The following is a 22,492-nucleotide window of genomic DNA, read 5'->3' on the forward strand; positions in this document are numbered from 1 at the left end:
ATTGACGCCATCGGGGACCGGGGTGGTAGGCTGTCGCCATTTCATGTGGCCATTTGAATGCGCGAGTTATTGGAACAATATCAGCTTTTGCTGGCGCCCCTGATCTTCGTGCCGTTCGAGCAACTCTTTGCAGCGAGGCAGCAGAAGATCTTCAGGCGCGGTCTTTCGACTGATATGGCCTTCCTGTTTCTCAACGGCTGGCTGGTGTTCATCGGCGTGACCGCGATCATCGCACTGGCGACGCTGGTCAATCAATCGATCCTGCCCTCGGCCGTCAAGCAGGCGGTCAGCGATCTCCCGTATTGGGCTCAGGCGCTCATCGCGATCGTGATCGGGGACCTCGGCATCTACTGGACCCACCGCATCCTGCATGTCGTGCCCGCCATGTGGCGCATCCATGCCGTTCATCACGCCGTCGAAGAGCTGGACTGGCTCGCCGCGATCCACCAGCACCCGCTTGACGTGACCTTCATGAAGGTTGGTTCGCTGTTCCCGCTGTTCGCGCTCGGTTTCTCCGCTGAGGCGATCGGGACCTACCTTGCGATCTACTACTGGCAGTCCTGGCTCGCACACGCCAACGTGCGCCTGGGCTACGGCCCGCTACGCCATGTCCTGGTATCGCCGGAGTTTCATCACTGGCACCACAGCAGCGAGCGGGAAGCCAGGGACAAGAACTACGCCGGGCTGTTCTCGTTCTACGATGTGCTGTTCGGCAGCCTCTATCTTCCGGAACGGCAGAAGCCGACGGCATTCGGCGTCGATCATCCGATGCCCACGAGATACCTGGCGCTTTTGGCCTATCCATTTTTCGCCTGGGCCTCGATGCTCAAGCGCGACGATCCGTCGGGCACCAGGCGCCCGGTTGGCGCGGAGGCTGTGCCCGGCACGGCAACGCCGCCGGCGCACCAGGACGGCTGATCGTGATGATCTTCGCCGCGGACTGTTCGCGATCAGGACACTAGCCTCCAACGGTTGCAGATTTTCGCAATCCCTCGCCTGTAGCTGTCTCGCCGGCCTCTTGCCGGTATCTCGTCCAGATCAGCGCGATCACGGTTGCGCACATCATGGGGCCGAGAGGCGTGCGCACGAACGGGAAAGCGTATCCCAATACGAAGACGACGCTGACAGCGATCCGGAAGGCGCTTCGACCCGAACGCGACGCGAGGCGGCCCGCGCTGGCGTTCATGAGAAAGAGCAACGCGACCACCAGGATCGGCATATCGTAGATCGCGAAGTAAGGAGAAATCAGCGGCGTTGCCGACAGGAGGCTCGCGGCCTTTACGGCGAAGCTGACATGGCTGCGCCAAATGATCAGCACCCCGATCGCAACTACCGATGCGATGGCGACGTGGACCGCCATCGCCAAACCGTAGCCAAGGCCGGCGTCTCTCAAGAGCCCGTACACACTCTGCAGTTTGTACCATGGCAGCGCGCCACTGAGGTGGAATTGCGTCGTGGCGAAGGTGGCGGCGGCGCGGAATCCATCGAAGGTATCCCAACCGAAGATCAGCCCGGCGAGCAGCAGGAGGACCGGAATCACCAGAGCGGCGGTGATGACGACGCGCCAACGTCCGGTGGCGATCAGCACGAAGGGAAGCAGCACGCCATACTGAGGTTTGAAGATGAGCAGCGCGATCAGGATTCCACTGAGAAGCGGACGCCTGTCCAATGTCAGCAGGATGCCGCCGAGCAGCGATGCGGCGAGCAGTGCGCTTTGGCCGGAAATGAAGTCGTAGAATACTGGCGGAGCAGCGAGTGCCAGCAGCAGCGCGGCGGAGCGCGGCCGGATGGCATGAACGACGAGCAGCCAGCAAGACAGCTTCGCTGCGCTCCAGACCCAGAACGCGATCGGAAACGGCAGCAGCGCCAGCGGCGCCACAACCAGGAAAAACACCGGCGGATAAAAGAACGGAACCGGTACCTGATCGTAAGGATACGGAGCGTGATTGAGGGATTGCAGCCGGAGAACAAGTTGCTGATGCAGCTGCTCCCAATCGTAGGCCGCCGCCGCATGGCCTTCGAGCGCCATCGCGCCCGCGCCCCAGAAACATGAAAAATCGATTCCGGCCTGGCCGCCACCACCGACAAATGCCGGTATCGAAACCAGGATCGAGACCCCGAGCAAGACAGCGCAGGCAACCATCAGCGCCGGGTCATCTCCTGCAGAAGCGTCCCAGTGCAAAATTTTCTTCATATCGTCTGAAACGGCTCAAATCATGAAATGGCGCAGTCTACCATTGCGCGCGCCGGCCGAGCAATGGAACGCCGGCGGCGGCTGGAGATGTTTTCGCGGATAGGGTGAAGACGCCGGATAATCCGGGAAGACGCCTGGCATCGGCGGCAGATTGCCGACGTACCGGTTGACGATCCGGAAAAGGCTGAGGATCGCGGCTTGGTTGGTCGTGATGCTGTAGAGATTGCACATGCCGCATGACTATTAGGCAGATGCGCTTTCAGGAGATTGCCCTGCCGCCGGGGTCAACCCTTGTTGAGATATAACCTCCGTAATCCGCTCAAGAAACGGCTTCATTCCTATATCCTCAGACGAATCTACCGAGATCGCCGAGGATGCGATCGTGGAGACTTGCGGTCCGTGACCGGTGGCGATGCTGCCGTTTGGTGTGCGGAATACAAAGACGCTTTGGGTAGAGCCCCTTCAGCCTTGTCGTAGTGCTCCAAGGCAAGACGGTGCAAATGCACGGACCTTGTTGAAGTCAGGTTCGATAAGAGCCATCTGAGATGCGATCTCGGCTTGTCGCAGATGATATTCAGCCGATGGCAACGTCGCCTTCTCCCCGTAAGCTTTAGAGGATTATCTCGGTGCGGCCTTGATCACGGGCTCGCCGTCGTAGCTGGCTCCGCCCCCATGCCGCTTTGATCTCAAACACTGCAACGATAGCGGACCACAGAGCCAAACCCGCCACGCCCAACATGAACAATGTCGCTTCGGTCATTGGACAAACCCGTCATGTGCCCTCGCCTCAGCGCAGTAACGCGGTCCCCGATCTCTGGGGCTGGCGGATGAACCATCAGGGACCGCGCGCCGCGCTAACTATTCCATAAGCCGTGAACAGCGGGAAACGTTCCGGCCAGACCCGGAGCATCACGAACACTGCCTCGTCCCCGGCTACCGGGCTCCCCTGTGCGATCGTCCGGATCACGCCGAGGAGCGATGGCCGCTCAGCGGCTCCCTGACGGACTCCTACAGGCTCCCAATCCTTCCACCATTCGAGGCGATCAGGATGACGTGGAAGGCAGGCGATGTAAGTGATTGATTTGATTGGTGGGGGAGGCAGGACTCGAACCTGCGAAGCCATGAGGCGGCTGATTTACAGTCAGCTCCCTTTGCCACTCGGGACACTCCCCCGTCCAACAGCATCAGACCGGCCGCGCGAGTGGCGGCGGACCGGTCATCGAAATGACGCTGATAACCGGCCGACCCGAAGCGGGTGCGCGGTCGGGCGCGTTTATGGGGGAAGGCGGTCCCCAAAGTCAACCAAGCCAGCCATCTAATTGGGATACTTTTGCAGGCTCGGGCGATCTCTGTTCCAAAGTCGTGAGTCTTGCGGCTAGATTCTTGTTTTGTCGCGCTTTCTTCACGCGAACCGGACCCCCACTTCGCTCGAAAACGCTGTGTAAAATTGCCAATATTCAGGAGCCGTGACACAAGCCTCACATGAGCGATCGCGACCGCAAACCCAATTTCCGAGGCAAGGGCGGTAAACCCTTCCAAAAAGGGCCGAAATTCGGCCGCCCGCCGGCCCGGCGGGAACGCGAATCCGGTTCCGACGGGCCGGTGATTCTGTACGGCTGGCACACCGTGTCGGCGGCGCTTGCCAACCCCGACCGCCATATCCGCAAGCTTTACCTCACCGAGAACGCGGCCAAGCGCCTCGCCGACGAAGACATCGCGACCCGCGTCACCCCCGAGATCGTCCGGCCCAGCGAGATCGACCGGCGCCTCACCCCCGATGCGGTGCATCAGGGCCTCCTGGCGGAGGCTGATCCCCTGCCCTCGCCCGGCATCGACACGCTGGCGCTGGAGGGCATCGTGCTGGTGCTCGACCAGATCACCGATCCGCACAATGTCGGCGCCATCCTGCGCTCGGCCGCGGCGTTCGCGGTGAAGGCGATTGTCACCACCGCCCGTCACAGCCCGGAGGCGACCGGCGTGCTGGCGAAGTCCGCCTCCGGCGCGCTCGAGCTGGTGCCTGTTGTCACCGTGCAGAATCTGGCGCGCGCGCTGAACGAGTTGAACGAGCGTGGCTTCCAGACCGTCGGCCTCGACAGCGAGGGCACCGAGGATCTCGGCAAGGCCGCGCTGCAAGCGCCGCTCGCGCTGGTGCTCGGCGCCGAAGGCAAGGGCTTGCGGCAATTGACGCGCGAGACCTGCCGCGTCGTCGCCCGCCTCGACATGCCCGGCGAGATCAAGAGCCTCAACGTCTCGAACGCGTGTGTGCTCGCGCTCTATATCGGCGCCAGCCGGCTCGGGCTGATGTGAACGACAAACGCCCGCTCGCGTGACGCGAACGGGCGCTGATGTCTCGAACTGACGATCGGATCAGTAGTAGCGGCGCAGCACCGGATGGCCGTAGCGGCCGTAGCGATAGCCGTAGTGCGAACGATAGCCGTAGTGATGGCGGTAGCCGTAGTGACGGTAGCCATAGCGGCGATAGCCGTAATACGGGCGGCCGTAACCTTCGCGGTAGTACGGGCGCGGTGCCCAGTTGCCCGGACCGGTGTAGGTCGGTCCCTGGTTGACGTAATAGTACTGCTGCGCCGCGCTGGGATAAGCGGCATCCGGGTCGGGCAGACGTTCGACGGCGCCGTAGCCGTAGCCGCCATAGTAGCCACCGCCGCAACCACCGCAGCCGTAATTCACGACGGGCGCGGAATAGCCGCAAGGGTTGAAACCGCACGCCATTGCGGGCGCGCTCAGCATGACGGCCACCGCCGCAATCAGTCCTTTGATCATTTGACGCATTACTCTCTCCTGTAGGTCTCTCTGTTCGTCGCGTAGCTCTTGATGGCTATTCAGGACCCCCGTTTCGCGGGGCTCTTGATTTCGGGCAGTCGATGTCAGAATCCTCGGGGTCGCGGTGGCCGCGGGAATGGGCGCGGCAGCGGCCGCGGCCCGTTGAACTCCGGCGCGTAGATCACCGGCGGCGGATCGACCGGCACGTTGGACTGTGCCGGCAGCGGAGCCGATTCCGCCCCCCACGATTGATGGTAGCTCTCGGCCGGCTTGGGCAGGCGGCGGTTGGCCGGCGGCTCGATCTCGAGGCGGCCGTAACCCGGCATGCGGCCGAGGCTCGGATAATAGTGGCCGACATTCGGCTGGGGATCGATCGGGCGGCCGCCATAGACGGTCGGCACCATCGACTCGTTGCGAGCGAGCCCCATCGCGCTTTCGACCACGGCGTAGGAGGCGTCGACGCCGTTAATGATGATCGGCACGCCGGGCCGCACCGGCACGACAATGTCGAAGCCGCCGCCGGCCAGCGCCGTCGAGCTCATCGCAGCCAATATCGCCAGCGCAAGACTTGCGCGCATGTTCACCCAGCGTCCCGAATTGTTCCACCACAACCTAATCCAACGGCTTGGCGGAAGGGTTAAGGACGCCGGCCAAACTGCCGGTAAGCCTAACGCGTAAGCATCGGCATCCGGTCAATGCGGCCGTGCGGAATCAGAAATCGTTAACGGGCGCCGAAGTGCCCCCTCTCCCCGTTCTTACGGGGAGAGGGTTGGGGTTAGGGGCTCCGCGGATACGGTGATAGCTACGTTTACGGAGAGTCCCCCTCACCCGGAACGCATCTGACGATGCGTTCCGACCTCTCCCCGCACGTCGGGCGAGGTGACGCAGACTCTGTCGCTCAAATCGACGCAACGTCATCTTGCTTCGGGAAGCCGCCGACCCGTCAGGTGAAGGCGTTCTCGACGATCGCGTGGACGCCGATCGCGATCGTGACCGCGCCGACCGCCATTTGCAGGCCGCGATTGGCCCAGGTCAGCCAGCGCGCCGAAGCTGCCAGCGGCACCGCGATCACGCTGGACAGCACGCCCATGCCGATCATGGAGCCGATGCCGAACAGCGCGACATAGCCGAGCCCGATCACCGGACTTGGGGCCTGCGACACCGTCAGCACCAGGAGCGCCGCCGAGCCGGCCATGCCGTGCATCAGGCCGACCAGGAGCGTGCGCCAGCGGAAGCCGTGCGCATGGCTGTGCGCGGCGCGGACGTGCGGCACGGTGGACGCACGCGCCACGGTGGACGCAAGCGCCACGGTGGATGCGGCTTCACCGGCATGGCTGTGGGCGTGGAAGTGCGTGGTGCCGTCGCCGTGCGAATGGGTGTGGAAGTGCACGCGGTCGCGCCACAGCCGCCACCACACATGCGCGCCGAGGCCGACCAGCATGATACCGACCGCGGTCTCGATCGGCTGTGCGACCGTTTCCGGGATCGCGCGCCCGAGCAGGATCGCGGCGCCGGCAAAGATGAACAAAGTGAGCGTGTGGCCAAGTCCCCAGGTCAGCCCGTGCTTGACGATGTCACCGACTTGGCTGCGGCGGGCCGCGATGCTCGATACCGCCGCGATATGATCCGGCTCCAGCGCATGCTGCATGCCGAGCAGAAAGCCAAGACTCAAAATTCCGAACATCAATCCCCCGCGTCGGCACCGACATCAGTCCGTTCACCGCTGTACACGCAATTCTCGTCAAAGGCAGCATGCTCCGGAACGCATCATGCGCACGAACCTGCAGAACTTCACACTGCTTTGAACACGGGGCAAGGCCGCGCTGGAACAGGCACGGCACCGCGAGATTAGCTCTCGACGACGAGAGGAGATTTCGCATGACACAATTCAAAATCCTCGGCGCAGCAGCCCCTGCTCGCCTCGGCGCTGGCGAGCCCGGCGATGGCGCAACAGACGATCGGCACCCCCGCGCGCTGCTCGAACGCCTGGCCGGACGCCCGATGCCAGGCGATGGCACCGGCCACCACCCGCACCGCCTATCACCAGCGCATCGGTCGGCGGGACCAAGGCTGGCAGGGCAGCTACAACCGCTATGACCCCGGCCCGTTCGCGCCTGTCGACGCCGCGGCCCGCGTGGCCGGTGGCGTCGTCGGCGGTGCGGTCGGCACGGCGGCTGCGGTCGCCACCGCCCCGTTCGGCGGCCCCGACTATGCCCGCGCCCCGATCGGCGGCGCCGAATATGCCCGGCAAAACGGCTTTGTCTGCACCCCCGGCACCTGGTTCCGCGGCAGCGACGGCCGCCAGCATCCCTGCCAGTAGCTCAGCTGACTAGGCCGACGGCGCAAAAGGCGGCCCGCGGGCCGCCTTTTGCTGTCGGGCCGACACGGGGGCGCGATCGCTTCTCGCCTGCTCGGTTCAAGCCTTGGTTCTGGCTCTGGCGCGCCAAGTCTGCTATTCGAGCGCGCAAATCATTCCCAATTCGCCGGCTTAGCTCAGCGGTAGAGCAGCAGTTTTGTAAACTGAAGGTCGGGGGTTCAATCCCCTCAGCCGGCACCAATTGGCTTGGATTTCCGCTGGCTTGGATTTCCGCCATCTGGCCGCCGCGACACAGCTTCAGTCTGCCGAGATCGACCGTCGACCGCAGCAGCCCCGCCAGCTCGCAGGCGAATACGGCAGTTCCGAGCATGGGGAAGCGTGCTTCGACGCTGCAGCGCTGTCCAGAGCATGCTTCTTCGATGCCGACGCCGAAGCAGTCCGCTGCTGCAAATCCCTTGATGACCCCGTGAACGCCGACCGTCCTGCGGCCGATGCTGCCTTCAAACCGAAGTGCCTGGGCATCGCGTCCTCCATCAGATATGCGCGGCCTACGCCGCGTCGTTCCCGATGCGATTCGAACATGTCGTCGCGATTCAATCAAAGCGCATCGCCTGATTGCCCACAATGTACAGAGCGAGCCGTAGTATTCCGGTCGCCGGGAGTGCCACGTCGTCGATCGCGCTCACCGCTAGCCAATGCAACGACCCTGCGCTTCGCAATGTTTTGCAGGAAGCGCTAGCGAGAACGTTGAGTCATCTCGCAACGACTACTTGTGATTTTGTTCCCGCTGGCTATTGTTCCGGCACTTTCACCTTTGGGAATTTCAGAATGAAGATTGTTTTCTGCACCGTGATTGTCCTGTCCACACTGGCCGTCGCTCCGGCGAGCGCCAGGGAGCGCAATGACAGCCCTCATGCCCAGGCCTGCATGGCCAAGAACGGCTTCAATCTCGACATGTGGCGCGCTCACTCCGCGGGCACCGACGCGCAGGTCCTGAGGTACATTCAGTGTCGGGATCGGGTGTCCGCGGCACAGGCCAAGGCGATCGGCATTCGCGACCATAACTTCAGCGCGGGCTATCGATGAGCCTCGAGGGTGAGATGAAAATCGGACTCGCCCTTGCCTTCCTTGCCATCGCCTGCATCCCGGCAAGCGCCGCAGGCTGAACCTGCTCCGCCCCGGGTCTGATCTCCGGGTCGTATGATGGCGGCGATAGCGCCTACATCCATCTCACCGGCTTCCCGAACGGCAACAACTATCCTGTCGCGAAGAAGGGCAGCCGGGCCACCGGCACGACGAAGAACGGCACCCGCTTCGTCTGCACCCAACGCTAAGGCACATCGCCAATCCTGATCGGCCTGAAATTATCGCCGACCAGACTTCACCATTTTGAGGAATCACCATGAGATTGCTGATCTTGCTCGCAACTTTCGCCGCCACCATTTCGGCGGCCACCGCCGAAACCGCTGTCGAGCGCCAATGCGCGTCGGGCAAATGCACCTGCACCTACATCGCGTCGACCTGCAAGACCTGGAATCGCACCCATGGCGGCGACCTCGCCATCTGCGACAGTACCGCGAGAGCTGCCTGCAGAGCGGCCGGTGGGACGACAGGAACCGCCACATCGACGTGGTGGTGAAGCGCTGAGGCAACTCGCCCTTCCGAACCGGCGCTGCGCCGCGGGGCCGGTTCGGAAAGCCGCTGCGACACTCCCCTGGCAGGAATCGTGGGATCCTTCCCGTAGGATCACCCATCCCTCGCCTTGCTTCTGTTCTTGCGGCCCCAAACGGGGTATGCAGAATGCGGGGTGGGACTCTGCCAATGACCTATTTGATCCTTGCCCGAGATGGCACCAGCCGAATCGTGCTGAAGCGCGACAGCGAAGACGCGGCCGAGAAGAAGGCTCGCGAGCTGAAGGAGATGGGCTGGTTCGAAGTCGAGGTCCGCGAGGACAAGACGGCGCCGGTCACGTCGGCTCCCCCGGCGGATCGTCCACCGACGCTGCAATGACGCTTTGATGAACCTTTGCCGGGTGGCCCTTACAGATATGTGAGGAGCCGCCACCATGTCCGACACAGCACATTACCGCTTCCAATCCGATCAGGCGCGACGGCTGGCCCGGCAGGTGACCGACGCCGCGGTGCGCGAGAAGCTGCTCGAAATGGCCGAGGAATATGGCCGCTACGCCGACCTGATCGAGGCCCGCAGCATCGAGCGGGTACCCGCCGCGATGGCGGCCCATTAGGCTGGCTCCCACCCCGTTCCGGCCGGCTCACCGGTTCGTCCTCTCCTGATGCTCGTCCTCAAGGTGAGGCCAAATCCGCTCGACAATGCTCTGAGGATTTGTTCGGAACGTTATGCCCTCCCACGCGATTTTCCTCGCATGAGGGTCCGCGAATCCGACCGCAATCTGCTGCTTCTGGGCGCGTTCACGCTGCTCAGCGTGGCCGCGGCCGGCCTCGTCGCCCTGCTCGATCCGGCGCCCGCGCCGGCGAGTGCCGCGCCCCGGCCGCCCGCGAATCACGCGTCGGCATCGGATCAGGGATTGGCCCAGACCCCGGTCCGGATCGTCGGTACCCCGTTCGTCCCGAACACCAATCCCCGTCAACGCTGACCGTCCACGCCCGCGCGGCGTGTCACAATTATGTCACCGCGCCTACCAAACAGGCGTCTTCGTCAACCATCATGATGGCGAGCGCTTGATTCCGCGCGGTTGCTTTGCTGGAATCCGCGCGCTCAGGGTGCGCCATGAAGTGGATGAAAGAACGCGATCTCCTGATCGCGCAGACAATGGCTTTCGTACAGTCGGTGAAGGGCAAGCTGCCCGACGCCGAGCTGCCGGCGCCTGCCTCACGGACGGCGGCGGCGCCTGCCGCCCAGTCGACCGCCACGCCGCCTGCCGCTACACCTGCCCCCGCCGCCGCGTTGCCGATCGCCGCTGAACAGGCCTTGGCCGAGGCGGTCGCCACGCTCAGCGTCAAGGCTGAGGTGCGGGCTGCGGTCGTGCCGCCTCCGCTTCCGGCGCCGACCGTGATCGAGGGCCTGCCCCCCGCTCCGTCGCCTTTGGCGGTGACGGTCGTCGAAGTTCCGCCTCAACCGGCGCAGCTGCCGCACTTTGCCAGGCTCGACATCAGCGGCGACTTCGGATCCGAGGTGCGGGAGCGGGTTGCCAATTTCCGCGCACAGCAGCAGCGCTTCCTGAAGGAGCGCGAGGAATATTGCACCACGACCATGGCCAAGGTCCGCGCCGCGATCGACGAGTTGCCGCGCTCGGGCAAGTAACGCAGCCCCATTAGACCCGGACCGTGCGTTGGGCATCAGCCGCGCGCGCCCGACTTCACCGGCTCGGTCAGGAAGCGTCCGCTCGATCGCGTCAACGCCGGCTCCTCCACTGCATCGAGGGCAGGCTGCTTCCCTTCCAGCATGGATCGCAAGCCGGCGATCGCCTTGGTCATGCGTTCGGCGTATTTCACCGCGGCGCCTTCGACGAACTCTCGATCCTTTGGTTTAGGTTTGGCGACCCGCAGCTCCAGATGCGTCATTCCGCTTGGACCGTCCAGAACGGCGCGAGTCATCACGATCCGCGGCGCGCCGGGAATCGGAAGCGTGATGCCCACCGTGAAATAATCGGGCGGGCGCCAATCGAGCATCTCCTCAACGACGGTATGGTTGCCGTGCATGCAGTGGTTCCTGGTGCCGGGACCGCGTCGTCCCTTGCCGGAATCCTCGACGATGGTATCGGCGTCCCACCATTTCTGCCATTGCCCGGGCACGGTGAAAAACTCCCAAACCGTCTGCCGCGGCGCGGCGATGTCGAATTCCAGCATGACGTAGGCATCGTCGCGCGTCACCTGCATCCGGGTTTGCGCGTCTTCCTGCCGCCACGCCGCTTCCAGATCGCGCGCCCACAGCGTCACGTCGCCGATGACGTCGATGGTTTCGCGATGGGCGATGAGACCCTGCGCGACCGGGTCGACACCCATCGCGCGGATGGCCGCGTCGCTGTAGAGCGCGTAGGCGCGCCCGCCGATCTTCTCAGCAACCGTGTTCTTGAGCAGCCGGTGGACCAGAATGACGTCGCGCCCGGCGAGCTCCTCCCTGCCGCCCATCTTCTGCTTCACCATCTCGCCATGATGGATAACGAACTTGAAATCGAGATCGCCCATCGCGACGCAGGCCTGACACTCGCAAGTCGAGGCCTGGCGCACGCTGCGCAGGCGCCGGCGGAATTTGAAATAGGCGCCCTCGATCGCGTCCTGCAGCAGCGAGCCGTCGATCGTCTCGGCGGTGGTGTAGACGAACGCGGCGTCGCCTTCGAACTTGGCGAGGCGGAACGGCGGGCGCAGCGCTTTCACCACCGTATCCATGAAATCGGCGATGATATCCTGCGCATGGTCGAGCTCGACCGCCGCGAGGAAGTTGGTATAGCCGGAGATGTCGGCAATCGCGAAATAGGCCGCTTCAGCCTTCGGAAGCATGGGGACCTCCTGCGCAACCGGTTCACGCCCAATCGGGCGGACGCGCAGTCTGTCATACCGCGCCGCCCGAGGTCGAGGACCAAAGCAACCCCGGGCGTGCGCTAGCGGCCGCCGATCTTCTCCAGCACCGGCAGCAGGTGCGTGAGAAATTCGCCCGGATTCTCGCTCATCGGGAAATGGCCGAGGCCCTTCATGATGGTGGCCTCAGCCCCGGCAATGCTGTTCGCCACCGCCAGCGTCTCTTCCGGCGTGCAGGAATAGTCGTACTCGCCCGACAACAGAAACAGCGGGCAACGTCTGGTGTCGATCTCGGCGACGCGGGCCCGGATGTCGCCGTCGACCTTGTAGAAATAGAGGTCGCCCTTGAACACGCCGGGCCCGCTCTGCATGTAATGCCACAGCGTCTCCCACCGCTCCTTGTCGGGCGCGTCGGGGCCGACGAGGCCCGAGACGATGGCGGCGGCGACCTCGCCGCCATGCACGTCCGGCCGGTGCAGGAAATTCAGGTCGTAATAGGGATCGACATGCGCGCCGGCCTGCAGGCCGATGATGGCGCGGAAACGTTCGGGATGCTCGAGCGCGAGATGCAGCGCGATCCGGCCGCCGATCGAGCAGCCGATCACGATCGGCCTGTCGAGGTCGAGCGCGTCCATCACCGCCAGGATCATGGTCGTATATTGCGCGGAGGTGAGCTGGTACTCCTCGTCGTGCCAGCCCTGCGGCGGCGACGACTTGCCGTGCCAGGGCATGTCGAAGGCGATGACGCGATGGTTGCGCGTGACGCGCGCATCGTTCATCAGGCCGCGATATTGCCGCCCGTCCGCGCCCGCGGTGTGCAGGCAGAGCAGCGGCGTGCCCTCGCCCGCCTCCTCGACATAGACGCGGTGGGCCCGGCCGAACAGCTCCAGATGCATGTAACGGCCGACGATCGGTTCGAACCTGGCGCTCATGCGGCCACTCCCTCGCGGCGCAGCTTGCCGAGCGCCTCCTTGAAGTAGCGCAGGTTCGCCATGAAGATCTGCAGCTCGCCCTCAGCCTTCAGCACGCGGCGCTTGATCAGCGCCATCAGGTCGTTCGAGCCCGGCGGCGGCCGCTTTTCGCAGAACCGGTCCCACTCCGCCTGCGAGGTGCGCAGCGCAAACGACGACGAGGGCATCACGAACGGGCCCTTCGTCACCGCGACGATCCGGCCCTCATGGATCGCGATCAGCCAGGCGGCCGCGCCGATCTCGAGCAGGAATGTCGTGGTGAGGTAGCGGCCGCGCCGCACAAGGCCGGCCTCGCCGTTGACCCGTTCCTTCAGCGTGTCGATCATATCAGCTCCCCCGATCGCGGCCCGTCCGCGCAGGGCGCAGCGGGCGCTTGTTCTGCCGGCAATGATGGGAGGAATGCCGGTGCCGTCAATCGCCAGCGGCGCCGCGCGGCTCCGGCGTTTTCGCGTGGCCGCCACATACAGATTTTGGCGAGAGCCGGGAGATCTAAAGCCAGGATATCTAAAGCCAGGACCAGACCAGCGCCACATTGGCGGCGCAGGCCGCGAGCAGCGCAACCGCAAGCGCGAGCTGCACGCGTTCGTAAGGGGGCTGGTGGATTGCTCTCATGGGCCGGAGCATCCGGCGATTCTACCCGGAGAGTCCCGGGGATTCTTTTTTCGGGGGTTTACCACCCGTTAAGGACTCAAGGCCCTTCCGCGAAAGAACCGAAATGACTCATATTTTCAGATCCTTGCCGCGGATGCTCGCTCACGGTTCCGTGACCGGAACGGCGATATTGCCTGAAACCCAAAACGGGGGCTGGCGTTGTCGGTTGTTTGGGGAACGACGAATGCCGTACGCGCTGTTTTATCAGGACGCCAAGCTGAGCAAGGCCTACCCGACCGAGGCGGATGTCTGGACACTGGCCAGGAAATCCGGCCTGGTGGTGGATGCCATCTCCGGAGAGGAGGAGTCCGCGCCGCGCCCGGTGCTGGATAACGACTACGAAATCCGGCCCTGTCAGCTCGAGCCGAACGAGGATCCGGCCAAGAACAAGGCCGATGCCGATCGCGAAGCACGCCTGGAGCCGCGGTTGAACTGATCAGACGGCAGGCTGGCCGGCGCGCAGCGGCGGGCCGAGGATGCAATCGGTGCGGTCGCCCGCGCCTACGGCGTGGCCGTCGCCAGCGAGGCCTGTTCGGCGGCGACCGAAACGCAAATCTTCCGCCGATGCAGACCCCGGATCGCGCCGGTCACCTTGAGCACCTTGCCAGCCGAGCAGGACGCATCCTGCACGAACACGACCTCATAGGGCGCGAGCGCCAGGGGTTCGGATTTGAGGATAGTCTGGGCAAGGCACGGCACGGAGACCGCAGAGAGGATCAGCCCTAACGCAAAACTACGCATGTTCGTTTGTCCACCAGCCCGGCGATCGCATAATAGCGCAGCACGATGAAAGTTCCGTGCAATGCAGGAATTATTTTTTGCATTGCACGATCAGGCCTGAACATCAGGTGAATGTAGCGTCGTAGATGGGGTAACGGGCCGGCCGCCCGCTCGCTACGGCGCAATTTGGAAGCGCGCTCGCGAGCGGCCTGTTGGTTGGAAGGCGGTCGTCCCTCAAACTGATGGTGTTCAACGGAGTCGGGCAAGCCCGCTCCAAGCATCATTAAGGGACGACCATGTACCACTATGCAGGAATTGACGTGTCTTTGGAATGCTCGAGCGTTTGCCTTGTCGATGGGACAGGCAAGATTTTGCGCGAGACGAAGGTTGCGAGCGAGCCGGCGGCGCTGATCGCCTGGTTCCGGTCGCTGGGTCTGGTACTGGAACGGATCGGGCTGGAGGCAGGCCCCTTGTCGCAATGGCTGTATGCGGGTCTGCGAGACGCAGGGCTTGCGGTCGAGCTGCTGGAAACGCGGCACGTTCGCGAAGCCTTCAAGTCGATGCCGGTGAAGACGGACCGCAACGATGCCCGCCGGATCGCGCAGTTGATGCGGCTCGGCTGGTTCCGGCCGGTGCACTGCAAGTCGGTCGCGGCGCAGGAGACCCGCGCCATCCTGACGGTGCGCAAGCTGCTGCAATCCAAGCTTCGCGATGTCGAGAACAGCCTGCGCGGCATACTTCGCGGTTTTGGCCTGAAGGTCGGTGCGACCACCGAGCGCACGTTCGCCGGGCGCATCCGCGAGCTCGTGACCGGCCATCCCGGACTGGAGTTGGTCGCGGCGGCGCTGCTCCAAGCCCATGCGGTGCTGCTGCGGGAGTTCAAGAGCCTGGACAAGCACACCCAGAAGCTCGCCAGGACGCATCCATCCGCCAAGCTCCTGATGACAACGCCGTCCGTTGGTCCGATCGTGGCGCTCACCTATGCCGCGGCGATCGACGACCCGAAGCGCTTCCGCTCCTCGAAGGCCACGGGAGCCCACTTTGGGCTCACCCCGAAGAAGTACCAGTCCGGTGAGACCGACTACACCGGCCGCATCAGCAAGATCGGGGATGCCTCCGTGCGCGAGGCACTCTACCAGGCAGCTCACGTCATGCTGACCAAGCCGGTCAAGAATTGCTCGGCATTGAAGAGCTGGGCGATGCGGATCGCCCGGCGCGCAGGCATGCGCAAGGCCAAGGTAGCGCTGGCTCGCAAGCTCGCCGTGATCCTGCATCGCATGCTCGCCGACACCAAACCGTTCAACCCGATGACCAAGGCCATCTAGCCAGGAGCAGCAATCGGTTCCGGGCGGGCCACGACACCAGGCTCTCCCCGAGCGAAGTCCCTCCGCTGGGACGATGGATCCGGTCAGGCCGCCATCCGGGAAGTGGCTCACGACCACGCAATCCGTAGATTGGCCGGCCGGCTCCTCAATGCACCCCATCAGGCGACGGCCTTCGCGCCGATCCCGTACAGAAGCAAGTGCCCGGCGAGTGGATGACGCGAAAAGGGATTGACTAACCAAGGCCCGTTACAGAAGCCCGGATGGCGCGGAGCGAAATCCGGGACTTCCTTCGTCGGGTCGGCTGCCCCGGATTACACCGCGCTCCATCCGGGCTACGGGTTCACCGCATCCGTCGTCATTCCGGGGCGAGCGGCTGGCCAACAAAAAAGGCCGACCCGAAGGCCGGCCTTTCATTGATGCGATGAAGCCGCGATCAGTAGCGGGAGCCGACCGGGCCACCCCAGCCGAAGCGGTAGTTGACCCCGAGCTTGACGGTGTGCTCGTCGTTCCGGAAGCTCGTGCCGACGAGGTCGGCCGGGCCGCTGGTGAAGTTGGTCTTGCCGAAATTGTAGTACTGGTATTCGGCCTTCGCCGACCAGTTCGGGGCGAACATGTATTCGAGGCCCGCGCCGACCGTATAGCCGTCCTTGTGGCCGCCATCGGTGGTGAAGGACGCCGGCACGCCGCCGACCGACGCGGTGATGTTGTTGTTGTCGCGCCAGGCATAACCGCCCTTGGCGTAGAGCAGCGCCGGCCCCCAAGTGTAGCCGAGGCGGCCGGTCACCGAACCGATCTGGTCGGTATTGCCGGTCACCAGCGTTCCGCCCGGGAGCAGCACGCCATTGTTCGAGGAGCTGGGCAGCCAGGAATACTGCGCCTCGGCGCCCATCACCCAGTTCGGGGCGAACTGATAGTCGAAGCCGCCCTGCACGCCACCCATGAAGCGCGCGTCGCTGCCCATCAGGTTGTTGCCGTCGGTGAACGCGCCGCCGACATGGCCGCCGATATAGAAACCGGTCCAGTTGTAGACGACGGCGGGGGCGGTATAGGGCGGCGGTGCCTTGGTATAGGTGCGGGCCGGCATGTCAGCCGCAAACGCAGGGCCCGCAAGGGCGGCCAGCGCGACTGTGCCGAGCAAAAACTTCTTCATTTCTGATCCCCGTTACTAACGCTGCGCTGTAAAGCCAAACAACGTGACCTCAATTAGGTTGCTTTGGGGCAATGCCGCACCCGTGATGTTTCCGAGCTGTGACAGGGTCGCAACAACGCCCGTTTGTTCCCTGGCACAGAAGGTTTTTTTCACCGGTTAAGCAGCCGCATCTCGGCTGGATGTAAGTCGCAGACGGCTAAAGTGAAGTTCAACGCTCCCCGAAAAGTGATCGGAGTTCGCTAACGTTTCGATCAGGCTTGCGACAAGCCGCCGCGCAGAAGCGAGATCAGATCGCGCTCCTGCTTCTTGTTCGGGCATGATCCTTTCGGAAAAACCGCTTCACACTTTTCCGGATCATGCCTTAGCGCGGCATCTTTTCCAGTTCCGGAAATGCCGCGTAGGACGCGCCGGCGCAGGGCTCGGCGGGGTTGTCGAGGATGCGGTCGAGCCGGCCGTCGACAAACAGGACACCGCGCTCCCGGGCGGCGCGGTAATTGCCGTCGGTATCCTTCGCGCTGTAGCGCAGGCACACGACGTAGCGCAGCCGGCCGCCGACCGTACGCTGCGCCGGCTCGGCGATAGCAGCCTCGCGGACCCCGACCGGATTGTTCAGGTAGGTCCGCATGAAGGCTAGGATCTGGTCGCGGTAGCGGTCCGGGAACGGCTGGTTGGCGACGCCCCGGTCATCGGTGAAGGTGGTCGGCCCGCCGCCGTCGTCGCTGGTGAGGCAGCCGGCGAGCGGAAGCGAGAGCAGCAGGATGGCTGCCAGTTGTGATGAAATCCGCAAACGACGCTGTTCCCTGTGTCCCCGGAGGCCGTCTCATAGACTGCCGGGCGGCCGAAGGGAATTCGCAACTCGGTTATTCCTCGCCCGGGTTCACAACCGGAGCCAGACGCACTCCGGCCCGTCGCCATTGGGGAAGCAATGGACGGACGGGCCGGTTCTGCATCCAAAAGGCGCAGCGGGGCAATGTGGATCGAAACTACGCCCCTCGGATCAGATTCAACCGCGCTTGGGTCAGCCGCGTTTGGCCGGCGCGACGTGCTTGGTCGCGACCTTCGCGTGGACGTGCTTGGTCGCATGCTTCGGCGACTTCACCTTCAGCATGCCCATGTGCTTGTGGTGGCGGTGATGGCGATAGTGCTTGTGGTGCATCTTGGCGTTGGCGTTGCGCACCTTCGACGGCAGCTGCTCGCTCTTGATCACGGGAGCGGCCTTGGTTGCCGGGGCAGTCGTGGTCGCCGGCGCGGGCGTTGCGGCCTTGCCGGTCTCGACGGCGAGCGCGGGCGCTGCGATCACGGACATGGCGAGCAGCGCGGCGGAAATCGTCTTCAGCATGATGGTCCTCCTCGTCGGGATCGAGAGGTCTCCGGCCGGATGGTCGGCCTCACCGATCAACGCACGTGACCTTATGGGCCGCGCACTGAACCCGTTCTGAAGGACCCTGACGGACTTCATTCATGTGCATGACATCTCTGTCATGTTCTCCTCTACCGCCGGAAAAGCAGGATCACGCAATCGTGGGATCGGCCGGGAATGTTCTGCACCCCTGGGTGTTCAAGTCATCAGGCTTCGGTGTAGGATTACCGAGCACGATCAGGAACGATCAGGAGCAACCAGGAATGAGCAGGAAGACGAAGTTTTTGGGCCTCGCAGTGCTCTCGATGACGCTCGCCTCCGGGCCGGTCATCTCGGCCTACGCCGCGGGCAGCGACAATCCCTCGCCGCCGGCTTCCGACAGCGGCAGCAGCAAGGGTAAGAAGGCGAAGAAGGACAAGAGCTCCGCGATCGACGATCAGAAGTTCCTGGCCGGCTATCGCGCCGCCTACACCACGATCTACGACAAGCACGACTATACCGCCGCGATCGAGCAGCTGAAGGCGCTCGGCCAGGATGATCGCGCCGACGTCGCCAACCTGATCGGCTACTCCTATCGCAAGCTCGGCGACTACAAGGTCTCGCAGATCTGGTACGAGCGCGCGCTGAAGGCCGACCCGGCCCATGTCCGCACCTGGCAGTATTACGGCCTCTGGCAGGTCGAACAGGGCAACCGCGATCAGGCGCAGTACCACCTGAACCGCATCGCCCAGCTCGCCGGCACCAACAGCGACGAATATCGCTCGCTCGCCGCAGCGCTGGAGAAGCCCCCGGGCACCGGCCTGGTTTACTGAGTTAAGGCAACCGCTTCCTACATCGAGCCGGCGTGGTCACGACGACTGCGCCGGCTTTTTGCTGCGCCGTAGGATGGGTGGAGCGCAGCGAAACCCATCCTGCTTCCGCGCGGATCAGAGGTGATAGGTATCGCTTCGCTCCACCCATCCCACGGATCAGCATAATCGTTACGGATGGAGATTACGGATAATGCTCGAGGCGACGATCGGGCTTTTGCGGGCGGCTCGCCCCCACTGTGTTGCCCGCGGCGCCGGCATCCGGCTTGGCCGGACGCGCGGCCTTCTCGACCGGCGGCCCGCTGTTGCCGGTCTTCTTGGCGCTGTTCAGCGCCTCGCCGGTGGTGGTCACGTTGGCGGCCTGCCCGGCCCCCGCCGAGCCGGCCGAAGGGCCGGAGCTTTGCGCCAACACGGTTCCCGATAGCACCAATGCCGCCATCAGTATTGCCGCGTTGATTGTCATGGAGGGGGCCTTCTGCGCTCGAATGATGCACAGCAACGCGCCGCTGCCACGGACGTTCCCCCGGTGCCATGATTTAAGGTAAATGCGCGGCAAATTTCCGCCTTGGCGCGGCCTGTCGCAGGAAGCACCGGGCGTTTGCGGCTTCCTCAGCCATGCGCTGCTGACGGGCTGCGTAGCGCCGCCTCGCGATATTCGGCCCATGCCTGCCGCAGGATTTGCACCGACGAGGTGAGGAATATCGTCGCCATCACGGTGGCGACGGCAAGGTCAGGCCAGGCCGAGACCGATCCCCACACGCCGAGAGCCGCCGCCATCACGATGAGATTTCCGATCGCGTCGTTGCGCGAGCAGAGCCAGACCGAGCGGACATTGGCATCGCCGTCCTTGTACGGCAGCAGAAGCAGAACCGAGCCTAGATTGGCCGCGAGTGCCAACGCGCCGATGGCGCCCATCACCTCGGCCTTCGGCACGCCGAGCACGAACGTCTGGTAGACGGTCGAGCCGAACACCCACAGCGCCATCAAGCTCAGCGACGCGCCCTTCAACAGCGCGGCAGAGGCGCGCACGCGCAGGCCGGCGCCGATCACCGCAAGGCTCAGTCCATAGGTGACCGTATCGGCAAGGAAGTCGAGCGCATCGGCCTTGAGCGCCTGCGATCCGGCAAGCTGACCCGCGATCATCTCGGTCAGGAACATCGCGCCATTGATGCCGATGACCGTCCAGAGCACGCGCCTGTAGCGCGGATCGAGGCCGTCAAAGACCGGAACGCCGCCCGAGCAGCCGCACGAATCGGCCGCGCGATCGCGGTCCCCTGCCCGCACGCCGGCCTTGACCGGCAGCGTCAGCGGCGGTGGTGCGCAGCATTCGGTCGTGTTCTGCCCGCAGCAATCGTTCATGGCTCGTCCTTGCAGACGACAGGATAAGGCCAGCCACGCAACGCATTCAAGCCGATCCATCCGGAACAACTCCGGCGATCATGCGTCGCGGGTTCAAGGGCTGCCGGCTGCGTTTATCCGACAGCCCAACCTGTTGATGCGGGCCGTCGCCTCACTTCGCCTTCTGGATCGCGGTGACGGTGTAGCCGCCGTCGCCCTCCTGGGCCTCGAACCGGACCTTGTCGCCGACCTTGACCTGCTTCAGCAGCGCCGGATCCTTGACCCGGTAAACCATCGTCATCGGCTCGTCCATGCCAAGGCTCTTGGCCGGACCGTGCTTGAGCGTGATCTTGCCCGCGCCCTCGTCGATCTTCTTGACCTCGCCATTGATCGCGGCGGCCTGCGCGAGCGCCGCGCCCAGGGTCAGAGCCAGCGCGAACGCGCCGGCGCCGGCAAGTTGGATCATCCTGTTCATCATTGTTGTGCTTTCTTTCGTTGCAGGTTTCATTTCACGATGACGCGGCCGGTCATCCCGTAGTCGCGGTGATCCGGGATCAGGCAGGAATATTCAAACGTTCCGGCCTTGGTGAATTTCCAGACGATCTCCGCACTCTTCTTCGGTGCGAGGCGAACGCCGTTCGGATCGTCATGCTCCATATGCGGATGCTTCTTCATCACTTCGGCATGCTTCAGATTCTCTTCGGTGGTCGCGAGCAGGAATTCATGATCCTCGGTGCCGGCATTGCGGATCACGAAGCGTATCTGCTCGCCGCGCTTGACCTCGATGCGGAACGGCGTGAACTCCATCTCCTTCATCTCGACCTCGACCGTGCGCGAGGGCTTGCTCGGATCGCCGGGCTCGCCGGCCGAATAGGATTCATGGCCGTGCTTCTCGTGACCGCGCGACGGCACTGCGGTGACCGACAGCGCAATCAGCGCGATGCCGATGCTGGTGAGTTGCTTCACTGGATTCTCCATTCTGTGTTTGATGCTTGTCGTTGGTGAGTGAGCCGGATCCGCTACATCTTCATTCCCTTCATCGATGGCTTGCCTTTTCGCCCGGGCGCCACCGGCGGCTGGCGCGCGGGCTCGGTGGCGGGCGCCTCGACCTCATAGGCAACCGTGCCCGGCGGATATTTGTACGGTCCGGGGTCGGCGTAATCGTCGCGGCCGAGCCCCTCGCGGATCTTCATCACCGTGAACATGCCGCCCATCTCGATCGGCCCGAATTGTCCGGTGCCGGTCATCATCGGCAGCGTGTTGTCGGGCGCGGGCATCTCCATGTTGCCCATCGCCATGCCAGTCGATCCCATCACCATGGCGTCGGGCGCGAGCTTGCCGACCGCCTTGGCCAGATCCTGGCGCGACACGCCGATGAAGTTTCTGACGTCGTGGCCCATCGCGTTCATGGTGTGGTGCGACTTGTGGCAGTGGAACGCCCAGTCGCCCGGATTGTCGGCGAGCATGTCGAACGCCCTGACCGCGCCGACCGGCACGTCGGTCGTGGTCTCCGGATACTGCGCGCTCTCCGGCACCCAGCCGCCGTCGGTGCAGGTCACCGCGAAATTATGCCCGTGCACATGGATCGGATGGTTGGTCATGGTCAGGTTGCCGATCCGCACGCGGATCCTGTCGCCGAGCCGGATCGGCATCGGATCGATGCCGGGATAGACGCGGCTGTTCCAGGTCCACATGTTGAAGTCGGTCATCTCATTGACCTTCGGCAGATAGGTGCCGGGGTCGATGAGGTAGCTGCTCATGATGAAGACGAAATCGCGATCGACGGGACGGAACGCAGGATCGCGCGGGTGCACGATGAACATGCCCATCATGCCCATCGCCATCTGCACCATCTCGTCGGAATGCGGGTGGTACATGAAGGTCCCGCTGTGCTTCATCTCGAACTCGTAGACGAAGGTCTTGCCCGGCTTGATGTGCGGCTGGTTGAGTCCGCCGACGCCATCCATGCCTGACGGCACGATCATGCCGTGCCAGTGCACCGTGGTGTGCTCCGGCAGTTTGTTGGTGACGAAGATGCGGACCTTGTCGCCCTCGACCGCCTCGATGGTTGGCCCCGGCGCCTGGCCGTTATAGCCCCAGAGATTGGCCTTCATGCCGTCGGCGAATTCGCGCACCACGGGCTCGGCGACGAGATGGAATTCCTTCCAGTCGCCGCTCATCCGCCACGGCAGCGACCAGCCATTGAGCGTGACCACCGGCCGGTAGTCCGGCCCGCTGGCGGGATGTAGCGGCGGCTGCATCACCACCTTGTCCATGGTCGGCGCTTCGGGAATGGCGGCGGCCTGGACGCGGCCGCTGACCGCGCTCGCCGTGACCAGCGCCGCGCCGCCCAGAAATCCTCGTCGAGAAAACATGTGCT

At 64.0% G+C, this 22,492-nt stretch carries 28 protein-coding genes, 2 tRNA genes and 1 pseudogene; 13 read left to right on the plus strand and 18 right to left on the minus strand.

What is annotated here, in order from left to right; all coding sequences use genetic code 11:
- Positions 1-57: 57 nt before the first annotated feature.
- On the plus strand, positions 58-918 hold the full coding sequence (locus tag ACVI1L_RS38685) for a sterol desaturase family protein (protein ID WP_456785221.1): 861 nt from the start codon (positions 58-60) through the stop codon (positions 916-918).
- A 40-nt stretch (positions 919-958) separates the two neighbouring features.
- On the opposite strand, the gene ACVI1L_RS38690 is transcribed toward ACVI1L_RS38685, so the two are convergent.
- The 3 genes and pseudogenes from ACVI1L_RS38690 to ACVI1L_RS38700 form a co-directional block, all read right to left on the minus strand.
- The gene (locus tag ACVI1L_RS38690; RefSeq protein WP_456785223.1) at positions 959-2,194 is read right to left on the minus strand and encodes a glycosyltransferase family 87 protein; all 1,236 of its coding nucleotides are present in this window, start codon (positions 2,192-2,194) and stop codon (positions 959-961) included.
- 111 nt (positions 2,195-2,305) lie between these two features.
- Positions 2,306-2,425: pseudogene (locus tag ACVI1L_RS38695) on the minus strand (SOS response-associated peptidase); the annotation flags it as partial.
- 856 nt (positions 2,426-3,281) lie between these two features.
- Positions 3,282-3,367, minus strand: a tRNA-Tyr gene (locus ACVI1L_RS38700).
- 309 nt (positions 3,368-3,676) lie between these two features.
- Here ACVI1L_RS38700 and rlmB point away from each other — a divergent pair.
- Entirely contained in the window at positions 3,677-4,501 is an 825-nt protein-coding gene (gene rlmB, locus ACVI1L_RS38705; RefSeq protein ID WP_168856706.1) for a 23S rRNA (guanosine(2251)-2'-O)-methyltransferase RlmB, read from the plus strand.
- 60 nt (positions 4,502-4,561) lie between these two features.
- On the opposite strand, the gene ACVI1L_RS38710 is transcribed toward rlmB, so the two are convergent.
- The 3 genes from ACVI1L_RS38710 to ACVI1L_RS38720 form a co-directional block, all read right to left on the minus strand.
- Positions 4,562-4,984: a hypothetical protein gene (locus ACVI1L_RS38710; RefSeq protein WP_194295396.1), complete on the minus strand. Its 423-nt coding sequence runs from the start codon at positions 4,982-4,984 to the stop codon at positions 4,562-4,564.
- Positions 4,985-5,079: 95 nt separating this feature from the next.
- Positions 5,080-5,553 (minus strand): hypothetical protein, encoded by a 474-nt coding sequence (locus tag ACVI1L_RS38715; RefSeq protein WP_057019618.1) that lies wholly within the window; start codon positions 5,551-5,553, stop codon positions 5,080-5,082.
- Between the two features lie 365 nt (positions 5,554-5,918).
- Positions 5,919-6,659 (minus strand): HoxN/HupN/NixA family nickel/cobalt transporter, encoded by a 741-nt coding sequence (locus tag ACVI1L_RS38720; RefSeq protein ID WP_456785225.1) that lies wholly within the window; start codon positions 6,657-6,659, stop codon positions 5,919-5,921.
- 258 nt (positions 6,660-6,917) lie between these two features.
- On the opposite strand from ACVI1L_RS38720, the gene ACVI1L_RS38725 reads away from it, so the two are divergent.
- The 8 genes from ACVI1L_RS38725 to ACVI1L_RS38760 all read left to right on the plus strand — a co-directional run bounded on the left by ACVI1L_RS38725 (position 6,918) and on the right by ACVI1L_RS38760 (position 10,574).
- Complete coding sequence (locus ACVI1L_RS38725; protein WP_456785226.1) at positions 6,918-7,295, plus strand: hypothetical protein; 378 nt, start codon at positions 6,918-6,920, stop codon at positions 7,293-7,295.
- 162 nt (positions 7,296-7,457) lie between these two features.
- Positions 7,458-7,532 (plus strand) — tRNA-Thr (locus ACVI1L_RS38730).
- A 588-nt stretch (positions 7,533-8,120) separates the two neighbouring features.
- Complete coding sequence (locus ACVI1L_RS38735) at positions 8,121-8,378, plus strand: hypothetical protein (protein ID WP_456785228.1); 258 nt, start codon at positions 8,121-8,123, stop codon at positions 8,376-8,378.
- Between the two features lie 316 nt (positions 8,379-8,694).
- Complete coding sequence (locus ACVI1L_RS38740) at positions 8,695-8,931, plus strand: hypothetical protein (protein WP_456785229.1); 237 nt, start codon at positions 8,695-8,697, stop codon at positions 8,929-8,931.
- A 182-nt stretch (positions 8,932-9,113) separates the two neighbouring features.
- Entirely contained in the window at positions 9,114-9,302 is a 189-nt protein-coding gene (locus ACVI1L_RS38745) for a hypothetical protein (RefSeq protein ID WP_057019624.1), read from the plus strand.
- 55 nt (positions 9,303-9,357) lie between these two features.
- Entirely contained in the window at positions 9,358-9,537 is a 180-nt protein-coding gene (locus tag ACVI1L_RS38750) for a hypothetical protein (protein ID WP_057019625.1), read from the plus strand.
- A gap of 138 nt (positions 9,538-9,675) precedes the next feature.
- Positions 9,676-9,906, plus strand: coding sequence for a hypothetical protein (locus ACVI1L_RS38755; protein ID WP_057019626.1), 231 nt, complete (start codon positions 9,676-9,678; stop codon positions 9,904-9,906).
- Positions 9,907-10,040: 134 nt separating this feature from the next.
- The gene (locus ACVI1L_RS38760; protein WP_057019627.1) at positions 10,041-10,574 is read left to right on the plus strand and encodes a hypothetical protein; all 534 of its coding nucleotides are present in this window, start codon (positions 10,041-10,043) and stop codon (positions 10,572-10,574) included.
- 35 nt (positions 10,575-10,609) lie between these two features.
- On the opposite strand, the gene ACVI1L_RS38765 is transcribed toward ACVI1L_RS38760, so the two are convergent.
- The 3 genes from ACVI1L_RS38765 to ACVI1L_RS38775 form a co-directional block, all read right to left on the minus strand.
- Positions 10,610-11,770 carry a DUF2652 domain-containing protein gene (locus tag ACVI1L_RS38765; protein WP_456785230.1) on the minus strand — a complete coding sequence of 387 codons (1,161 nt, stop codon included), beginning with the start codon at positions 11,768-11,770 and terminating at the stop codon, positions 10,610-10,612.
- A 101-nt stretch (positions 11,771-11,871) separates the two neighbouring features.
- On the minus strand, positions 11,872-12,720 hold the full coding sequence (locus ACVI1L_RS38770; RefSeq protein WP_057019629.1) for an alpha/beta fold hydrolase: 849 nt from the start codon (positions 12,718-12,720) through the stop codon (positions 11,872-11,874).
- The gene (locus tag ACVI1L_RS38775; RefSeq protein WP_456785232.1) at positions 12,717-13,085 is read right to left on the minus strand and encodes a hypothetical protein; all 369 of its coding nucleotides are present in this window, start codon (positions 13,083-13,085) and stop codon (positions 12,717-12,719) included. The genes ACVI1L_RS38770 and ACVI1L_RS38775 overlap by 4 nt, the downstream gene beginning before the upstream one ends.
- Before the next feature lie 509 nt (positions 13,086-13,594).
- On the opposite strand from ACVI1L_RS38775, the gene ACVI1L_RS38780 reads away from it, so the two are divergent.
- On the plus strand, positions 13,595-13,846 hold the full coding sequence (locus tag ACVI1L_RS38780; protein ID WP_076831552.1) for a hypothetical protein: 252 nt from the start codon (positions 13,595-13,597) through the stop codon (positions 13,844-13,846).
- A gap of 65 nt (positions 13,847-13,911) precedes the next feature.
- Here the strand turns inward: ACVI1L_RS38780 and ACVI1L_RS38785 are convergent, their stop codons facing one another.
- Entirely contained in the window at positions 13,912-14,151 is a 240-nt protein-coding gene (locus ACVI1L_RS38785) for a DUF6719 family protein (protein WP_057019632.1), read from the minus strand.
- Positions 14,152-14,426: 275 nt separating this feature from the next.
- Between ACVI1L_RS38785 and ACVI1L_RS38790 the strand changes: the two genes are divergently transcribed.
- The gene (locus tag ACVI1L_RS38790) at positions 14,427-15,455 is read left to right on the plus strand and encodes an IS110 family RNA-guided transposase (protein WP_456783038.1); all 1,029 of its coding nucleotides are present in this window, start codon (positions 14,427-14,429) and stop codon (positions 15,453-15,455) included.
- Between the two features lie 433 nt (positions 15,456-15,888).
- Here ACVI1L_RS38790 and ACVI1L_RS38795 read toward each other — a convergent pair whose 3' ends face one another.
- From ACVI1L_RS38795 to ACVI1L_RS38805, 3 genes are all read right to left on the minus strand, one after another.
- A complete protein-coding gene (locus ACVI1L_RS38795; protein WP_057019633.1) occupies positions 15,889-16,605 on the minus strand; it encodes an outer membrane protein in 717 nt (238 codons plus the stop codon).
- Between the two features lie 361 nt (positions 16,606-16,966).
- Complete coding sequence (locus ACVI1L_RS38800; protein ID WP_057019634.1) at positions 16,967-17,392, minus strand: hypothetical protein; 426 nt, start codon at positions 17,390-17,392, stop codon at positions 16,967-16,969.
- A gap of 231 nt (positions 17,393-17,623) precedes the next feature.
- Positions 17,624-17,944 (minus strand): His-rich protein BRANT, encoded by a 321-nt coding sequence (locus ACVI1L_RS38805; protein ID WP_063790156.1) that lies wholly within the window; start codon positions 17,942-17,944, stop codon positions 17,624-17,626.
- A 284-nt stretch (positions 17,945-18,228) separates the two neighbouring features.
- Here ACVI1L_RS38805 and ACVI1L_RS38810 point away from each other — a divergent pair, with 284 nt between their 5' ends.
- A complete protein-coding gene (locus ACVI1L_RS38810; RefSeq protein WP_028335359.1) occupies positions 18,229-18,777 on the plus strand; it encodes a tetratricopeptide repeat protein in 549 nt (182 codons plus the stop codon).
- Between the two features lie 181 nt (positions 18,778-18,958).
- Here ACVI1L_RS38810 and ACVI1L_RS38815 read toward each other — a convergent pair whose 3' ends face one another.
- The 5 genes from ACVI1L_RS38815 to ACVI1L_RS38835 form a co-directional block, all read right to left on the minus strand.
- On the minus strand, positions 18,959-19,237 hold the full coding sequence (locus ACVI1L_RS38815; protein WP_057019637.1) for a hypothetical protein: 279 nt from the start codon (positions 19,235-19,237) through the stop codon (positions 18,959-18,961).
- A 146-nt stretch (positions 19,238-19,383) separates the two neighbouring features.
- A complete protein-coding gene (locus tag ACVI1L_RS38820; protein ID WP_076831565.1) occupies positions 19,384-20,133 on the minus strand; it encodes a cation transporter in 750 nt (249 codons plus the stop codon).
- Positions 20,134-20,284: 151 nt separating this feature from the next.
- Positions 20,285-20,587 carry a copper-binding protein gene (locus ACVI1L_RS38825; protein WP_057019685.1) on the minus strand — a complete coding sequence of 101 codons (303 nt, stop codon included), beginning with the start codon at positions 20,585-20,587 and terminating at the stop codon, positions 20,285-20,287.
- Positions 20,588-20,616: 29 nt separating this feature from the next.
- Positions 20,617-21,090: a cupredoxin domain-containing protein gene (locus tag ACVI1L_RS38830; protein ID WP_253639544.1), complete on the minus strand. Its 474-nt coding sequence runs from the start codon at positions 21,088-21,090 to the stop codon at positions 20,617-20,619.
- Positions 21,091-21,131: 41 nt separating this feature from the next.
- Positions 21,132-22,487: a multicopper oxidase family protein gene (locus tag ACVI1L_RS38835; RefSeq protein ID WP_456785233.1), complete on the minus strand. Its 1,356-nt coding sequence runs from the start codon at positions 22,485-22,487 to the stop codon at positions 21,132-21,134.
- Positions 22,488-22,492 lie beyond the last annotated feature (5 nt).

This window comes from Bradyrhizobium sp. USDA 4516 (genome assembly GCF_054055915.1).

Bases quoted from the DNA above. Each gene is read 5' to 3' on its own strand.
- ACVI1L_RS38755 (WP_057019626.1), top strand. From the start codon at position 9,676: ATGAGGGTCCGCGAATCCGACCGCAATCTGCTGCTTCTGGGCGCGTTC.
- ACVI1L_RS38685 (WP_456785221.1), top strand. From the start codon at position 58: ATGCGCGAGTTATTGGAACAATATCAGCTTTTGCTGGCGCCCCTGATC.
- ACVI1L_RS38785 (WP_057019632.1), bottom strand. From the start codon at position 14,151: ATGCGTAGTTTTGCGTTAGGGCTGATCCTCTCTGCGGTCTCCGTGCCG.
- ACVI1L_RS38830 (WP_253639544.1), bottom strand. From the start codon at position 21,090: ATGGAGAATCCAGTGAAGCAACTCACCAGCATCGGCATCGCGCTGATT.
- ACVI1L_RS38815 (WP_057019637.1), bottom strand. From the start codon at position 19,237: ATGACAATCAACGCGGCAATACTGATGGCGGCATTGGTGCTATCGGGA.
- ACVI1L_RS38775 (WP_456785232.1), bottom strand. From the start codon at position 13,085: ATGATCGACACGCTGAAGGAACGGGTCAACGGCGAGGCCGGCCTTGTG.
- ACVI1L_RS38810 (WP_028335359.1), top strand. From the start codon at position 18,229: ATGAGCAGGAAGACGAAGTTTTTGGGCCTCGCAGTGCTCTCGATGACG.
- ACVI1L_RS38770 (WP_057019629.1), bottom strand. From the start codon at position 12,720: ATGAGCGCCAGGTTCGAACCGATCGTCGGCCGTTACATGCATCTGGAG.
- ACVI1L_RS38710 (WP_194295396.1), bottom strand. From the start codon at position 4,984: ATGCGTCAAATGATCAAAGGACTGATTGCGGCGGTGGCCGTCATGCTG.
- ACVI1L_RS38765 (WP_456785230.1), bottom strand. From the start codon at position 11,770: ATGCTTCCGAAGGCTGAAGCGGCCTATTTCGCGATTGCCGACATCTCC.
- ACVI1L_RS38805 (WP_063790156.1), bottom strand. From the start codon at position 17,944: ATGCTGAAGACGATTTCCGCCGCGCTGCTCGCCATGTCCGTGATCGCA.
- ACVI1L_RS38790 (WP_456783038.1), top strand. From the start codon at position 14,427: ATGTACCACTATGCAGGAATTGACGTGTCTTTGGAATGCTCGAGCGTT.
- ACVI1L_RS38720 (WP_456785225.1), bottom strand. From the start codon at position 6,659: ATGTTCGGAATTTTGAGTCTTGGCTTTCTGCTCGGCATGCAGCATGCG.
- ACVI1L_RS38745 (WP_057019624.1), top strand. From the start codon at position 9,114: ATGACCTATTTGATCCTTGCCCGAGATGGCACCAGCCGAATCGTGCTG.
- ACVI1L_RS38750 (WP_057019625.1), top strand. From the start codon at position 9,358: ATGTCCGACACAGCACATTACCGCTTCCAATCCGATCAGGCGCGACGG.
- ACVI1L_RS38690 (WP_456785223.1), bottom strand. From the start codon at position 2,194: ATGAAGAAAATTTTGCACTGGGACGCTTCTGCAGGAGATGACCCGGCG.
- rlmB (WP_168856706.1), top strand. From the start codon at position 3,677: ATGAGCGATCGCGACCGCAAACCCAATTTCCGAGGCAAGGGCGGTAAA.
- ACVI1L_RS38795 (WP_057019633.1), bottom strand. From the start codon at position 16,605: ATGAAGAAGTTTTTGCTCGGCACAGTCGCGCTGGCCGCCCTTGCGGGC.
- ACVI1L_RS38835 (WP_456785233.1), bottom strand. From the start codon at position 22,487: ATGTTTTCTCGACGAGGATTTCTGGGCGGCGCGGCGCTGGTCACGGCG.
- ACVI1L_RS38725 (WP_456785226.1), top strand. From the start codon at position 6,918: ATGGCGCAACAGACGATCGGCACCCCCGCGCGCTGCTCGAACGCCTGG.
- ACVI1L_RS38825 (WP_057019685.1), bottom strand. From the start codon at position 20,587: ATGAACAGGATGATCCAACTTGCCGGCGCCGGCGCGTTCGCGCTGGCT.
- ACVI1L_RS38780 (WP_076831552.1), top strand. From the start codon at position 13,595: ATGCCGTACGCGCTGTTTTATCAGGACGCCAAGCTGAGCAAGGCCTAC.
- ACVI1L_RS38820 (WP_076831565.1), bottom strand. From the start codon at position 20,133: ATGAACGATTGCTGCGGGCAGAACACGACCGAATGCTGCGCACCACCG.
- ACVI1L_RS38715 (WP_057019618.1), bottom strand. From the start codon at position 5,553: ATGCGCGCAAGTCTTGCGCTGGCGATATTGGCTGCGATGAGCTCGACG.
- ACVI1L_RS38740 (WP_456785229.1), top strand. From the start codon at position 8,695: ATGAGATTGCTGATCTTGCTCGCAACTTTCGCCGCCACCATTTCGGCG.
- ACVI1L_RS38735 (WP_456785228.1), top strand. From the start codon at position 8,121: ATGAAGATTGTTTTCTGCACCGTGATTGTCCTGTCCACACTGGCCGTC.
- ACVI1L_RS38760 (WP_057019627.1), top strand. From the start codon at position 10,041: ATGAAGTGGATGAAAGAACGCGATCTCCTGATCGCGCAGACAATGGCT.